Raw genomic sequence first — 13,746 nt, forward strand, 5'->3', positions numbered from 1 at the left:
AGGCATGGCCCCACTCCATTACCCGGCGGGCGCCTTTCTTACCGGCACGCTGGGGCATTTCCACACGGAAGCCTTCGCCTTGACCGTGGTCATGGGGGTGGACAATGCGTGCTGACTCGCTCCGGACCCTATGGGCGGGCCTGCTGCTTACCCCTGCCCTGCTGTCCACTGGCTGCCTGTCTCTGATACCTCCGCCCGGCCGGGGGATGAACCTGCACTACACGCCGCACGAGGCCTCGGCGCCTGCATCGGCCGACGGGCCCGGTCTCGAAGCTCCGCGCGCCCTCCCCTCCCCGCCTGAGCCCAAGGCACCAGAGAGGCTGCTCCGGCGCCGGGCCTCCCGGGAGGAGCTGACGGCGGTGGGCCCGGACAGCGCCGAGAAAGCCTCGCGGCGGAGCGCCCTCGCGGCCCAGCTGGCATTTCGCAGTGCCGTTCTCGACGTGTCTGGCTCCACCCGTCGCATCTCCGCAGAACTCTCCAAGCTCAAGGCCAGTGAGCGTGGCCTCGCCAGCGGAAACGACGTTTTCCTCCGCTACGTCGATTACGGCGCCCAGCAACTGCGGTGGATGGAGGCCCAGCTCGCCGCCGCCACCCGGCTCGCCAACACCGCTTCAGAAGTGGACGACCCCGACATGCAACTCGCCGTGCTGCGCATGGCCGGCCCACGGTTGGAGGCCGCCATGCTCGGCTCACTCGTGCTCGCCGTCTGGGTGGACTTCCTCACCCTCGCCGACGTCGCGCTCAGACAGCACCTCTACCCCGTGGAGACGCTCTTCGCTGACATGTGGCGCAGGCAGGAGATGCTCCAGCCCGCCATGACGGCGCTCTCCTCCCGGGAGCACGAGGATGTGGAGGCCGCGGCGCAAGACGTGCCCCCGCTGGTGGGCCACCTCACGGACGAATTCGCGCGAGCCCAGCAGCGCATGCGCGTGGCAGCGGAGAACCTCCAGAAGGTGCTGTTGCTCAAGGAAGCCATCGAGACGGTCACCCTGCTTTCGACGTTGAGGTTTTCGCTACCCTCGGCGCCCCCGTCCGCGCCCGTCCTCGTCGGCATCGGCCTCTCGGTGGGAGGCGACGGGGTGATGGTGGGCACGCGCCTTGTCGTCTCCGCCGAGTGGGTGGAGATGGTGCGCCACCTGGTGCGCGCGGGCGTCCTCTCCCTGCCCGTCGTCAGCGCCGCCGTACGGATTCACGCGGGCGGGGTGATGATGGCGCAGTACGGCGAGCTGCCCAGGGGCGTGCGTGAGGCGCTCGGAGACGGGCCAGAAGTGGGGGCGATGCATGAGGCAGGCAAGGCGGGGGCTGGCATGGCCGAGCCGCCGCGGCACCACGTCATGCCGAAGGAGTTCCGCGAGTGGTTCGAGCGGCGCGGCTTCACGGGCGAGATGGACATCGACGAGTTCTGCGTCAAGCTGGAGCAGGCGCACCACGAGGCCATTCACGGCGGCGGCGACTGGCGCCTCGGTCGCACATGGGCCGGCGAATGGAACCGGATGCTCATGGAAGCGCTGTACGAAGCCGAGACAACGGCCGGCCGGATGTTGACGCGAAACGAAGTCCTGGAAACAGTCTCAAAGCGTATGAAGGACTACTACATTCCGATGAACTTCGTCCCGTGGAGAGGACCATGAGTGGCGGACGTGCCTGGCAGGGCAACGTGAAGGCGCGCCTGTATGAGCGGGTCCGCGAGCGCGGCTACGATTCGCTCACCGCCTTCGCTGGGGCGCGCCCTGCCGTCCCGCTGCACTTGCTGGCAGAGGAACTGGGCAAGGACGACATCGCCGGGGTACAGGTACTGAGTGGGCTGCTCGCCGAGGCGGAACGGAGCAAGCAGGTCACGCGGTTTGTACGCGATGTTTTCGCGCGCCTGTGGTCCCAGAGCGTGCCCGACGGCTGGCCACCTGTTCTGGACGATGCCAACCGCTTCAAGGTTGCCGAGGCAATTGGCTCGTGGATTGCCTACACCCCCGAAACTCATAAGGAGCGTGCCAGGAGAGTCAGGACAGCTCTCCTGGCCACGCCTCCTCCCCCAGGGTGGCGGCCTCTTGGCCCCGACGACGAGCTGCTTCTCTCACTTCTACCCGACACGGAAGTCTGAACCTCCCCCACGTAGAGGACCATGAGTGACGGACGTTCCTGGGAGGGCAACTGGACGGTGCGCCGACTCGCTCACCGCCTTCGCAGATGCGCGCCCGACGGCTTCGCTGGAGGCGCTGGCCAAGGAACTTGGCAAGGACGACGTCGCAGGGGTGCAGGTGTTCAGAGGGTTGCTTGCCGAGGCGGAGCGAAGCCATCGGGTCACACGCCTTGTCTGCGGACAACTCGTGCGCGAACTGTGGGCATGTCTCCCAAACGGCTGGCCGACCGTTATGGATGACACCAACCGTTTCAAGGTTGCCAAGGCAATCGGATTGTGGAGTTCCCTTACCCCAACAACCCACGAGAAGCGCGTCGATCAGGCTCGGGCAGCGCTTCGTGCCACGCCACCACCGCCCGGTTGGCTCCCGCGCGGGCCCGACGACGAGTTGCCGCTCACGCTCCTTCCTGACAAGGAAGTCTGAGTTTCACCTCTGGGTCGAGCCATACCGCTGCGGTGGCGGCACCTGCCGGCGCTGGTATCAGCCGGGCACACCAGGCAGGAACGGCGACATGAGCGCTACTCTCCCTGCCGCTCCTGAGCATCTTCTCCGAGATCTGGCCGCAGCCCATCCGGCGAGACTTCTTGGAGTCGGTGATGAGCAGCAAGCACGCCCTCCAGGCCAGCCTGTAACTTTCACCTGCGTAGGCAACTGAACGCAGAGGCCCGCCCGTCCTGCTCAAGCCCTTGGGGGGAGGTCAGAGGCGGCGGCTCGTCCAGCACCGTCAACGCTCCACTGGGTTTCTCATCCCGCCACCTACTTCCAGGGTGCGTTCCACTTGCCCGGAATCGGTGTTCCACATGGTCCGGTGCACACACTTGGGGACCGAGCGAGTTGTGGCGGTAGCCCGCAAGGAGGCTGCCGTGTGAGGTGCCCGTGGCACGCGAGGACTGACGGAGCACCCCACCGTATAGGGTGGACCAGCGGGGAGACGCCCCAGGTGGTCCTTCAAAGGGGAGGCGAGCTCTGGTTGAAGGTCGAGCGTGAGCACCACCTCAAGGAAGAAGCCGGAGCAGGCCGCCCTGTCGGAAGTAGCCGCCAGCGAGAGGCCGGAGATGGAGGGGACGAAGAGCAGTGCCCGCTACGCCTCGCCGAGACCGTTCCGGGAGTAGCAGCCGGCGGAGCAGGGGCGGTTGCTGCCGCGGTATACGGCTTCGCTCCGTCTCACTCTCAACAACAGACATCCTTTACCTGTACCCGCTCATGGGAGAGGGCTTTCCCAAGGGGGATGGAAGCGAGGAGGAATTACTGGACATGACGGGCGAGGTCATGCCATGGAGCCCCATGGGAGAAGTAAGCCCAGGAAGGTCCGTATCGAGAGAAGAATAGGAGACGCATCCGCGCGAGCGTTGGTGCGTGAGCTGAAGCTGCGGCTCCGATTCTGTTTTGTATGGAGCGCCGGTCGGAAACGATCGGTGTTGATTTGATGTTCACCTGGCTGAGACGCCTGTTCATTGGACGTTCAGGAGTGCCCGGGCTCCCCGGGGCCACGCTCCCTGCCGAGTCGCCTCCCACCTGGAGCACCATGCTTCTGGATGCCGTCCAGAAGTCCTCCCGGGCCCAGGCCCGTCTGGCCCTCCATGTCGAGGATCTGGAGCGCAAGCTGGAGGGGGGTCTCGCGGAACTGAGGGGCTCGCTCTCTTCTCTCCGCGACGCTACGTCGAGCAACTCTTCGGGGCGCGAGCCCCCCTGGGACGAGCTCCTGGATGCCCTGGATCTGCTCGAAGAGGCCTCCCGCGTCGCGGCGGATGCGGCGCTCGCATCGGGACTCATGGGAGTGGCGGCCCGGATCGAGCGCTTTCTGACCTCCTCCGGGGTCACGCGACTGACGTCCATCGGCCACATTCCTGACGGACGCCTGTTCCGGATTGTAGGCACTCAGCCCCACCCCAGCTTCGCCGAGGGCGCCATTGCCCGCGTGGTTCGCGCCGCCGCCCTGCGGGGCGAGCGCCTCATTCGCGAGGGCGAAGCCATCATCGTGAGGAATGCCCCTTGAGCCATGTCTTTGGAATCGATCTGGGTACGACCAACTCTGTCATCGCCCACCTGGTGGAGGGCCGCCCGGTGGCCGTGCCAGTGGAAGGCAGTCGCATCGTCCCCTCGGTGGTCCTCTACGAGGACAATCGTGTCGTCGTGGGGCGCGAGGCGCGCAACCTCGAGATGCTGAGGCCCGAGCGGTGCATCCGCTCGGCCAAGCGCAAGATGGGGACACTCCACCGCTACTCCATCGCCGGGCGCGAGGTGTCTCCCGAGGAGGTCTCCGCCGAAATCCTGTCCGCGCTCAAGCAGGGAGCCGAGAAGGCCACCGGCGTCCCCGTGCGTGACGTGGTTATTACCGTGCCTGCCTACTTCGATGACGCCCAGCGCCGCGCAACCCTCGAGGCCGGCCAGCGCGCGGGGCTGCACGTGTTGCGGCTGCTCAATGAGCCCACCAGCGCCTCGCTCCTGTATGAGCGCGTGCTGCATCCCGAGGCCCTCCGTGTAGCCGAGCCCGAGATCCTTCTCGTCTACGACCTGGGGGGCGGCACGTTCGACGTGTCGGTGCTCGAGGTGTTCCAGGGGGTGCGTGAGGTGCGCTCCACCGCGGGCAACACCCACCTGGGCGGAGACGACTTCGACGACAAGCTCGTTCAGCTCTTCCTCGAGGAGCTCAAGAAGCAGGGCGTGGAGCCTCGCGAGGACGTGCGGGCCATGGCGCGCCTGCGCCAGCTGGCCGAGGAGACGAAGATCCGTCTGTCCGCGGACATCTCCGTGCACGTGAAGGAGGAGTTCCTCACCCAGGCGCAAGGCAGGCCCATCCACCTCGAGTTGGAGGTGCGGCGGCGCGACTTCGAGGTGCTCATCGAGCCGCTGCTCGAGTCCACCGTGGCCCTGACCCGCCAGGCCCTGGCGGAGGCCCGGCTCGAGGGGCAGTCCCTGTCCAAGATATGCCTGGTGGGAGGCTCGACACGGATCCCCCGGGTCCGCCAGATGCTCGAGGAGGCATTCGGAGTAGACATCCATGAGGAAGTGGATCCGGACCTGGCCGTGGGGCTGGGCGCGGCCATCCAGGCCGGCATGTTGTCCGGCGAGCCGGTGGGGCGCATCCTCGTGGATGTGGCGTCGCACAGCCTGGGCATGCGCGTCATCGGAGAGGACGACATCGGGAGCGCCACGCCGGATACCTTTGCCCCGGTCCTCCGCCGCAACACGGTATTGCCGACAACGAAGGTGGAGGAGTTCTACACCCTGGTGCCCGGGCAGGAGCTCGTCAAGGTGGAGGTGTTTCAGGGCGAGTCGCGCCGGGCCTCGGAGAACACGCGGGTGGGGGCCTTCGAGTTCCCGCTCGAGCCCCGGCCCGCGAACTCACCGGTGCGGGTGGAGTTCGCCTACGATCTCAACGGAGTGGTGAAGGTATCCGTCAGCCAGCCCGGCACGACGAACACCAAGACGGTGGCCCTCTCGGTGGCGGACGTGGGCAAGGCCGTCCCGGCCCTGGCGCCGGAGCAGAGCGCGGTGGAGCGCAAGGGGCACGCCCTGCTCGAGCGGCTCCCTCCCGAGCTCCGCGCCGGGTTGAAGCGGCTTCTTGACCAGTACGCGCAGGCCCAGGGTGTGACGCGCGAGCGCGCGGAGGAGGCGCTCCTGGATTTCTTCCTCGAGCTCGAACACGGGTCGGGACGCCCGGAGCCCTGAGCCATGGTGAAGCACGACCGCACCGGGCGCCAGCACCGCCAGTGGCTGGAGGAGGCCCGAAAGTACCAGAAACGGGGGGACCTGGAGGGGATGCTGTCCGCGCTACTGCGGCTGCCGCCGCCGCTGAGGGAGGAACTGCTCCCCAGCGCCGCCGCCCTCTTCCGGCAGACCGTCCGGGAGCAGCACCGCCGCGGCTCCTGGGGGATGCTCGGCATCTTGGCCATGCGCGTGGACACCGAGCCCGGCCTGGTGGAGCGAGGCGCGGCTCCAGAGGAGGCCTGGGCCACGTACTGGCCACTGGTATGGGCGGCGGGCCGCGCCCGCGATTGGGAGCGCGCGCGGCGGCTGTGGCAACCCCTCACCGGCCCGGCGCGAGCGCATGCGCCCCTTCTGGCCGGGGCGATGGATGACTGGCTCTCCGCCCAGGGGAGCCCCGCTCCCGAGCTCATCACGCCGGCGCTCGAACGCCTGCCCCCAGTGGAGTCGCTCCTGGGAATCGAGCCGCCGAGCCAGCGCGTCTCCCTGCCGCCGCCCCGCTCACTGGAGGAGGTGGAAGGGGCGCTCCTCTCCCTGTGCGCGCTCGAGCCCTTCCCCGTCTTCGCCAGCCGCGCCGAGGCGTGGGCACGAGCGGCACCCGCCGAGGTAGCTCGGGCGATATGGGAGCTGGCGGGACAGCTGGCGGCGCGAGAGCTCTGGCTCCGGGCGGCGGAGGGCAAGGAGCGTGCTGCTTTCTCGGAGCCAGCCTCGTTGTTGGCTCGGGCGGTGCGTGAGGGAGGAGCCCCCCAGGCGCTGTCCGCTTCCACGTTGCAGGCGCTGCGGGTGGTAGCCGCGGGGCTTGCCCAGACGGTCGTCTCGCGCATCGAGGACGCCGAGCCCCTGTGCACCCTGGCTCAGGCCGCGGCGCTCCAACCGTCGGCCCAGCCCTGGGTGGTGCTGGCGGTGTCCGGGCTCCGCTTCGAGGGGGCGGCCCTGTCGCGAGCGCTGGGCCTCTATCAGGAATTGCTGGCTCGGAGCACGAACGCGCCCCTCTGGGCGCGGGCCTTCCTGGCCTGGTGCGAGCAGAACCCCGAGGCGCCAAACGCACCCGGGTGGCTCCAGGATGGCTTGGGCCGGCTGGTCGCCACGGAGGCCTCTTCCCTGCTGTCCTGGCTGGGCGGGGCCACCCCCTCTGAGCGTATGAAGTTGGTCGAGTGCGTGGCCTCTACCGGCGCGCCGGCCCTGGTGGAGTCATGGGTGGATGTCTGCTGGGAGGGCGCGAACGAGGAGCTCCGGAGGGAGCTCAGCGAAGCCGTTCGTATCCTGCTGGACCGCAGCCGGATGAAGCAGGGAGGACGGCAGTTGGAGCGGCTGCTGCGTGGCGTGCGGAACATGGAGGATGCGGAGCGGATGCTGATGGGGGTGGAGGAGGCGATGGAGCAGGTCTACTCCTCGATGAAGCTGACCGGGGACGGCCTGCGCATCTGGCGCCGGTTCGCTCCCAGGGTGCTGACCTACCAGGTGGAGTTCCTCGAGGAGGCGGTGCGCCATGCTTCCTCGGACGACGAGGCGTGGGATGCCGCCGTGCGGTACCTGGAGGCCCATCCTGGGGACGCGGGGCATATCGAGGCGCTCCGGACGATGGAGATATTCGGACGGGAGGCGCTCGCCAGGCGCATTCTGGATCGCTGGCTGGAGCGCCGCGCCGCCAATGTGCTGGCGCTCGCCGAGGCGGTGGTGGCCGCCGGGAGGATGAGCACCCCTTGCGAGTACCTCCACCCGGTGCTGGAGGCGTTCATGCGGGCCCTGTCGGAGCAGTTACCCGCTCTCCATGCCCCGGTGGTGGAGCAGGCGCAGGCGTTGGCGCACAAACATGGGTACCGGCTGCGCAAGCGCGGGGCTTCGCGGAAGAAGAAGGCCGCGAGCACCACGGCGCGCCGTGCGTCACGCTCGAAGAAGAAGCCCGCCGCGGAGGGCGCGGCGCCACCGAAGGAGCCCGGGAGAAGCCCGCCGAAGGCTGTCTCTCCGGAGGAAGGGGAGGAGAGCAGCTGACATGACGCCCGAAGAGCCGTTCGCCGTATTGGGGTTGGCGCCTACGATGGACCCGGTCGCCGTCAAGAGCGCCTATTTCGCCGCGCTGGCGCGGCACCCACCTCACCAGGATCTGGAGGGGTTCCAGCGGTTGCGCCGTGCCTACGAGGCGCTCACCCGACCGGGAGGCCTGGAGGTGGCATACCTGACCAGCCCCGTGGACGTGCGGAAGCTGGCCAGGGACGCGCGCGAGCGTTTCGATGCACCACTCGAGAAGGCCGCCGTGGTGGCGTCGGCCGCGCGAACGGGAGCGGAGACCGTGGCGCGGTGGGTGGAGCGGTGCTCCCGGATGAGCTGGGATGAGGCACTCCGGGCTTTTGCCGGGTGATACGGCCTGCATTCAGCCCCCTCCAACCCGCTATGTTGTGCGCGAGGCAGGGTTCAGTGGGCCCTGTTTCACCATCACCGCCGGTACACTATCGGGCCCACACAAGGATGGAAGCCATCGTCACCGAACTCGCCATCATCTTCCTGCTCGTCCTCGCCAACGGCATCTTCGCTGGGGCGGAGCTCGCGCTCCTCTCGATTCGCAAGACGCGGTTGCAAGAGCTCCTCGAACAAGGAAGCGGTGCCGCACGCGCGGTCCAGGCCCTGCGGGACAACCCCGAGCGGTTCCTCGCAACCGTACAGATCGGCATCACCGTCGTGGGCTCCACGGCGGCGGCCTTCGGCGGCGCGTCCATCGCCCAGCGCCTCGCTGGCCCGCTCGCGCAGCTCGGGCTCTCACTGGAGCGAGCCGAGGAGGTCGCCTTCGCCCTGGTGGTGGGCATGGTGTCGTACCTCTCCCTGGTCCTGGGCGAGCTGGTGCCCAAGTCGCTCGCCCTGCGCTACGCCGAGAGCTACGCGCTCCTCATCGGCCGGCCGCTGCGCGGGTTGTCGCGGCTGGTGAAGCCCGTGGTGTGGCTCCTCACCTTCAGCTCCAACCTGGTGCTGCGCTTCTTCGGTGACAGGACCTCCTTCACGGAGTCCCGCCTCTCCTCGGATGAGCTCCAGCAGCTCGTCGAGGAAGCCGCCCGCAGTGGGAGCGTCCACCCGCGCACCGGAGAGATTGCCTCCCGAGCCTTCGACATGGCGGCGCTCACCGTGGCAGACATCATGGTGCCCAGGAGGAACGTGGTCGCCATCCGCCGGCATGCCTCCCCCGAGGAAGTCAAACGGGTACTCCTGGAGGAGGGGCACAGCCGGATGCCCGTCTACGAGGGCGACCTGGACCATGTCGTCGGGTACGTGGTGGCCAAGGACCTGCTGGCCTTCGCCCTGGAGCAGCAGCTCATTCTCTTGGAGGACGTGCTGCGCCCCGCCTACTTCGTCCCCGAGACGATGCGGGCCATGGATGCTCTCCAACAGATGCAGGCGCGGCGGATACAGATGGCACTCGTCGTGGACGAGCAGGGAGGGCTTTCCGGGCTCATCACCATGGAGGACGTGGTGGAGGAGTTGGTGGGAGACATCGTGAGCGAGCACGAGACACCGCACGAGACCATCCGCAGAGAGCCAGATGGCAGCGTGCTCGTCGATGCGGCCCTCCCCATCCGGGAGGTGAACCGGGCGCTGGACCCGCTGGAACTTTCGGAGGGCGAGACCTGGAGCACCGTTGGTGGGCTGTGCATTTCCCTGGCAGGTTGCATTCCCACCGCCGGTGCGCGCTTCTCCCTGCCCGATGGCACCGCGCTCGAAGTCGTGGATGCCTCGCCCAGGCGGGTGAAGCAGGTCCGCATCCACCCACCCCCCCCCCTCTTCAGGCGAAGAGCAGCCGAAAGAGCAGTGAGCGATCACTCTTCCACTTTTCGGTGCAGCGTTCGCCGGTCAATGCCGAGGACACGTGCCGCGGCTGCCTTGTTTCCTCCGTGTGCCTCCACCACCCTTCGGATGTAGGCCCGCTCTACCTCCTCGAGTGGGACGCCCTTCTCCGCCCCAGTCATCAAGAGCGCCGTCACCTCGTCCTCCTTCCGAGGAAAGTCCAGATCCTCGGGAAGGAGGGTGTCGTGCTCGCTCAGTGCGACAGCCCGCTCGATGAGGTTGGCGAGCTCACGAACGTTCCCAGGCCACGAGTAGCTCGTCAGCCGCTTCATGGCGGCGGCTGAAAGTCCGAGAACCTCTCGGGAGTGACGGTCGTTTGCCCGGCTGAGGAACAGGTCCGAGAGGGGCACGACATCCTCGCGCCTCTCGCGAAGCGGCGGCACCTCGAGCCGAATGACATTCAATCGGTAGTAGAGATCGGGCCGGAACTGCCCCGCCCTCAAGAGGGCTTCCAGCGGCTGGTTGGTCGCGGCAATGACGCGGGCGCGCACCGCGACCTCGGCTGTGGCCCCCACGGGCCGAACCCTCCCTGTTTCGAGGGCGTGGAGCAACTTCGCCTGAGTCGCCAGCGGGAGCTCACCGACCTCATCCAGAAACAGTGTCCCATTCCCCGCCGAGACGAAGAGCCCCACCCGGTCTTCTTTTGCGTCCGTGAAGGCCCCACGCTTCACGCCGAAGAGCTCACTCTCGATGAGGCTGGTGGGCAGCGCCGCGCAGTTGAGCTGGGTGAAGGGCGAGTCGCGCCTGGAACTGGTGTCGTGAATGAACCGCGCAAGGCAGCTCTTTCCCGTCCCCGTCTCGCCTGTCAGGAGTACCGTCGCATCGGACCTCGCCGCCCGGCGTGCGACATCCAGCACCTTCCGCATCGCTGGGCTCCTCGCGACGAGCTCTCCTGGAGCCTCGGTGGGCAGGGCCGTGCGCAGGCGGACAATCTCCCGACGCATCTGGCGCTCACGAAGGGCTCTCTCGATGGCCAGCAACAACACTTCGATTTTGAACGGCTTCGTCACGAAGTCGCAGGCCCCCGCCTTCACGGCGGCGACGGCGGACTCGATGCTGCCGAACGCGGTGATGAAAAGGACGAGCTGGCTCGGTCTTTCCTCCTGGATGGCCGTCAGCAACTCCGTCCCGCGCATCTCCGGCATTTCCATGTCGGTGATGACCAGGTCGAACTCCTCGTTCCGGACCCGGGCAAGCGCCTCATGGGGCGAGGTGAGCCCCACGGTCTGGTAGCCCTTCTCCCCCAGGCTCTCACAGAGGAAGTCGACCACACCCGGGTCGTCATCAAGGACGAGCAACTTCCTGGCGGACGAACTCATGCGGCAATCTCCCTCGTCTCCTGGTTGTTTCTCACCGGCAGGTGCACGGTGAACCGCGTTCCCTCGTCCTTGCGCGAGTCCACCACCAGGGTGCCCCCGTGCTCGGCGACAATGGACTTGACGACGGCAAGGCCGAGGCCCGTTCCACTGGAATCCCCCCATGCGGTGAAGAAAGGCTCGAACACCTTGGCGAGCACCTCCTGCGTCATGCCAACTCCCGTATCCTCGACCACGAGGGCAACGGAGGCACGCTCCGTGCCGCTCCCGGGCAGCCGATAGAGGGAGGGCGCGAGAGACAGCCTCACGCGCCCTCCTCGCGGAGTAGCCCGGAGCGCATTTCCAAGGAGATTGAGGAGGACCTGCTGCAGCTGATCTCCATCCGCGAGCACCCGGGGCAGCGCCTCGGGAGCCTCGAATTCGAGCCGCACACCCCTGCGGCGCGCATCCAGCTCGACCAGCTCGAAGATGGCACGCCCCGCGGTGCGGACATCCACCTCCTCGAAGCGGGGTGGCTTGCGCCGCGCGAGGTTGAGGAGTTGCTGGATGATGCGGGCGATCCGGTCCGACTGCTCGACGAGAATGTCCGCGTTGCGCCGCACTTCAGGAGAGATGTCCGGGCGCCCTGCCAGCGCACGGGCCCTCCCGTTCAAGACCTGAAGGGGTGAGCCAATCTCATGCGCCACCCCGGCGGCGAGCTGGCCGATGGTGACGAGTTTGTCGGCTCGCTGGAGCTCCGCGTTGAGTGCACGCCGTGAGTCCTCCTCCTGGGCGAGCCGTCGCCGTACTTCAGCAAGCTCGCCGAGCATCCCGTTGAACTCGGCGGCGACCTCCCCCACCTCATCCCTCCTGTCCACGCTGGCACTCGCCTGCAGGTCGCCCGCGCGCACGGAGCGCATCGCCTCGAGAAGGCTCGCGAGGGGCTGGTGGACGTAAAGACGGAAGAGCAGCCAGCCGACCGCCGCGATGCCCACGACCAGCGTCAAAATGGACAGGAAGATGGAGAACGCGGTCGCCGCCAGGTCGCGCCGTACATCATCGAGTGGCCGCACGAGCGCTAGCGCGCCCGCCAGCGCGTCGTTGTCATTTCGCAGAGGCAGCACCGCGACCAGATGCGAGAGGCCACCAGGTCCCTCGAAGCGAACGACCGGCTCGCGTGACGCGAGAACCTCGGCGACTGCCCCGGGAAGCGCGGGGAGGCTCTGGCTTCCCCCCCAGGAGCTGGCGCTCAACCGCGCCTTCGCATCGAACACGAAGACGTCGGTTGCGGGGTCCTTGAACTCGAGGGACTCGAGGATTTCATGGACATCCGCCGTCTGCCCATCGCGGAGCGCGTTCTCGACGGCGACCTGAATGGCCGTGCCCAGCAGCCGGAACTCCTGATCGACCGCGTGGCGAAGGTCCTCCTGCTCCTGCCGCACCTGGCGGTAGCCATACGAGCCGAGGATGAGCGCCGTCGTCAGTGTCAGCCCCAGCCAGAGCTTGGTGGAGACCCGCATGGCGGCGGACTGTGACAAAAATGTACACGTGGGTCAAAGATGCTCAGCGGGCCGAGCGTCCTCCAGTCCCTCGAAACGACTGGGACAGAGCCTGGCATAGGCAGTGCAAGGGGGGCGGCATCCTCTTTCCCCCTGCGTCCGTACATGCACCTTCGCCGCCTGGCCCACCTTCTCTTCGCAGCAGCGCTCCTGCTCTCCGCGTGCACGCCCCCGCCCGCCGTCGAGCCACCCGATGAGTTTCCCGTCACCACCCCCATGCAGACCGCGGTGGAGCACGACCGCGAGTACGTCGGCGAGGTCCAGGCCATCCAACGCGCGGAGATCCTGGCGCGCTCGAACGGCCACATCGAAGCGGTAGCGGTCGACGAGGGAGCGTCCGTCAAGGAGGGGCAGCTGCTCTTCAGGCTCAGCGCCAAGGATCTTCAGCAGGAGGCGCGAAAGGCGCGGGCGGCGGTGGCCAGCGTGGAAGCGGAGTTGAAGGCGGCGCAGCTCGAGCGCGAGAGCACGAAGCTCCTGCTCGACACAAAGGTGGTCTCGCCCGCCGAGTTCGCGCTGGTCGATTCGAAGGCGCAGTTGCTGACCGCGAAGTTGGAGGAAGCGCGGGCACAACTGGCGCAGGCGGAGCTCCACCTCGCCCGAAGTGAGATCCGCGCCCCCTTCGACGGCGTGGTCGGCCGGCTCACGAAGAAGGTCGGGAGCATGGTTCACGCGGGTGACGCGCTCACGACGCTGACCAACACGGACGAAGTGTTCGTCTACTTCCGGGTCTCGGAGAGCGAGTACCTCGCGCACACGAAGGACACCGGGTCAGCGCTCGGCACCACCGTCGGTTTCCTCCTCGCCAATGGTGAGAAGTATGGCGCCCCCGGAGCGATCGACGCGGTGGCCAGCGAGTTCGACCGCGCCACCGGCACCCTCGCCTTCCGCGCGCGGTTCCCGAACGAGCAGCGGCTCTTGAAGCACGGCGGCAGCGGCCGGGTCGTGCTCCGGACGTCGCTCGAGAACGCCATCACGGTGCCGCAGGCGGCGACCTTCGAGGTTCAGGACCAGCTGTACCTGTACGTGGTCGACTCCGATGGCACCGCGCGGGCCAGGAAGCTCGTGCCCGGCCTCCGGTTGAGGGATGCATTCGTCGTCCGCTCGGGCATCGAGCCCGGCGAGCGCTTCATCGCCTCTGGAATCCAGAAGGTGAAGGACGGCGACAAGATCGCGGTGCGGGTGAGCTCACCGCCAAACTCCACCTCTCAGCTCTAG

At 67.7% G+C, this 13,746-nt stretch carries 11 protein-coding genes and 1 pseudogene; 10 read left to right on the plus strand and 2 right to left on the minus strand.

The window, feature by feature from the left end; translation table 11 throughout:
* Positions 1–104: 104 nt before the first annotated feature.
* The 9 genes and pseudogenes from NR810_RS23980 (at position 105) to NR810_RS24020 (ending at position 9,752) form a co-directional block, all read left to right on the plus strand.
* Entirely contained in the window at positions 105–1,631 is a 1,527-nt protein-coding gene (locus tag NR810_RS23980) for a DUF2380 domain-containing protein (RefSeq protein WP_257455673.1), read from the plus strand.
* Positions 1,628–2,098, plus strand: coding sequence for an NUDIX hydrolase (locus NR810_RS23985; protein WP_257455674.1), 471 nt, complete (start codon positions 1,628–1,630; stop codon positions 2,096–2,098). The genes NR810_RS23980 and NR810_RS23985 overlap by 4 nt, the downstream gene beginning before the upstream one ends.
* Positions 2,099–2,119: 21 nt before the next feature.
* Positions 2,120–2,561 (plus strand): annotated as a pseudogene (locus tag NR810_RS23990) (NUDIX hydrolase).
* A 560-nt stretch (positions 2,562–3,121) separates the two neighbouring features.
* The gene (locus NR810_RS23995; protein ID WP_257455677.1) at positions 3,122–3,250 is read left to right on the plus strand and encodes a hypothetical protein; all 129 of its coding nucleotides are present in this window, start codon (positions 3,122–3,124) and stop codon (positions 3,248–3,250) included.
* A gap of 413 nt (positions 3,251–3,663) precedes the next feature.
* Positions 3,664–4,134 carry a nucleotide exchange factor GrpE gene (grpE, locus tag NR810_RS24000; protein WP_257455678.1) on the plus strand — a complete coding sequence of 157 codons (471 nt, stop codon included), beginning with the start codon at positions 3,664–3,666 and terminating at the stop codon, positions 4,132–4,134.
* Entirely contained in the window at positions 4,131–5,810 is a 1,680-nt protein-coding gene (locus NR810_RS24005; RefSeq protein WP_257455680.1) for an Hsp70 family protein, read from the plus strand. Before grpE ends, NR810_RS24005 begins: the two co-directional genes overlap by 4 nt.
* A 3-nt stretch (positions 5,811–5,813) precedes the next feature.
* Entirely contained in the window at positions 5,814–7,838 is a 2,025-nt protein-coding gene (locus tag NR810_RS24010; protein ID WP_257455681.1) for a DUF6109 family natural product biosynthesis protein, read from the plus strand.
* Position 7,839: 1 nt separating this feature from the next.
* Positions 7,840–8,205, plus strand: a complete 366-nt coding sequence (locus NR810_RS24015) for a J domain-containing protein (protein WP_257455682.1) — start codon at positions 7,840–7,842, stop codon at positions 8,203–8,205.
* A gap of 107 nt (positions 8,206–8,312) precedes the next feature.
* Positions 8,313–9,752, plus strand: coding sequence for a hemolysin family protein (locus NR810_RS24020; RefSeq protein WP_257455683.1), 1,440 nt, complete (start codon positions 8,313–8,315; stop codon positions 9,750–9,752).
* Here NR810_RS24020 and NR810_RS24025 read toward each other — a convergent pair.
* Positions 9,650–10,996, minus strand: coding sequence for a sigma-54-dependent transcriptional regulator (locus NR810_RS24025; protein ID WP_257455684.1), 1,347 nt, complete (start codon positions 10,994–10,996; stop codon positions 9,650–9,652). The genes NR810_RS24020 and NR810_RS24025 overlap by 103 nt on opposite strands.
* A complete protein-coding gene (locus tag NR810_RS24030; RefSeq protein ID WP_257455685.1) occupies positions 10,993–12,492 on the minus strand; it encodes a sensor histidine kinase in 1,500 nt (499 codons plus the stop codon). Before NR810_RS24030 ends, NR810_RS24025 begins: the two co-directional genes overlap by 4 nt.
* Positions 12,493–12,636: 144 nt before the next feature.
* Between NR810_RS24030 and NR810_RS24035 the strand changes: the two genes are divergently transcribed.
* Entirely contained in the window at positions 12,637–13,746 is a 1,110-nt protein-coding gene (locus NR810_RS24035; RefSeq protein WP_257455686.1) for an efflux RND transporter periplasmic adaptor subunit, read from the plus strand.

It is taken from the genome of Archangium lipolyticum (genome assembly GCF_024623785.1).
GTDB classification, from domain to species: Bacteria; Myxococcota; Myxococcia; order Myxococcales; family Myxococcaceae; genus Archangium; species Archangium lipolyticum.

What these genes read in the sequence shown, in the direction of transcription:
- NR810_RS24015 (WP_257455682.1), top strand. Translation starts at nt 7,840, where the DNA reads ATGACGCCCGAAGAGCCGTTCGCCGTATTGGGGTTGGCGCCTACGATG.
- NR810_RS24025 (WP_257455684.1), bottom strand. Translation starts at nt 10,996, where the DNA reads ATGAGTTCGTCCGCCAGGAAGTTGCTCGTCCTTGATGACGACCCGGGT.
- NR810_RS24030 (WP_257455685.1), bottom strand. Translation starts at nt 12,492, where the DNA reads ATGCGGGTCTCCACCAAGCTCTGGCTGGGGCTGACACTGACGACGGCG.
- NR810_RS24010 (WP_257455681.1), top strand. Translation starts at nt 5,814, where the DNA reads ATGGTGAAGCACGACCGCACCGGGCGCCAGCACCGCCAGTGGCTGGAG.
- NR810_RS23985 (WP_257455674.1), top strand. Translation starts at nt 1,628, where the DNA reads ATGAGTGGCGGACGTGCCTGGCAGGGCAACGTGAAGGCGCGCCTGTAT.
- grpE (WP_257455678.1), top strand. Translation starts at nt 3,664, where the DNA reads ATGCTTCTGGATGCCGTCCAGAAGTCCTCCCGGGCCCAGGCCCGTCTG.
- NR810_RS23980 (WP_257455673.1), top strand. Translation starts at nt 105, where the DNA reads ATGCGTGCTGACTCGCTCCGGACCCTATGGGCGGGCCTGCTGCTTACC.
- NR810_RS24035 (WP_257455686.1), top strand. Translation starts at nt 12,637, where the DNA reads ATGCACCTTCGCCGCCTGGCCCACCTTCTCTTCGCAGCAGCGCTCCTG.
- NR810_RS24020 (WP_257455683.1), top strand. Translation starts at nt 8,313, where the DNA reads ATGGAAGCCATCGTCACCGAACTCGCCATCATCTTCCTGCTCGTCCTC.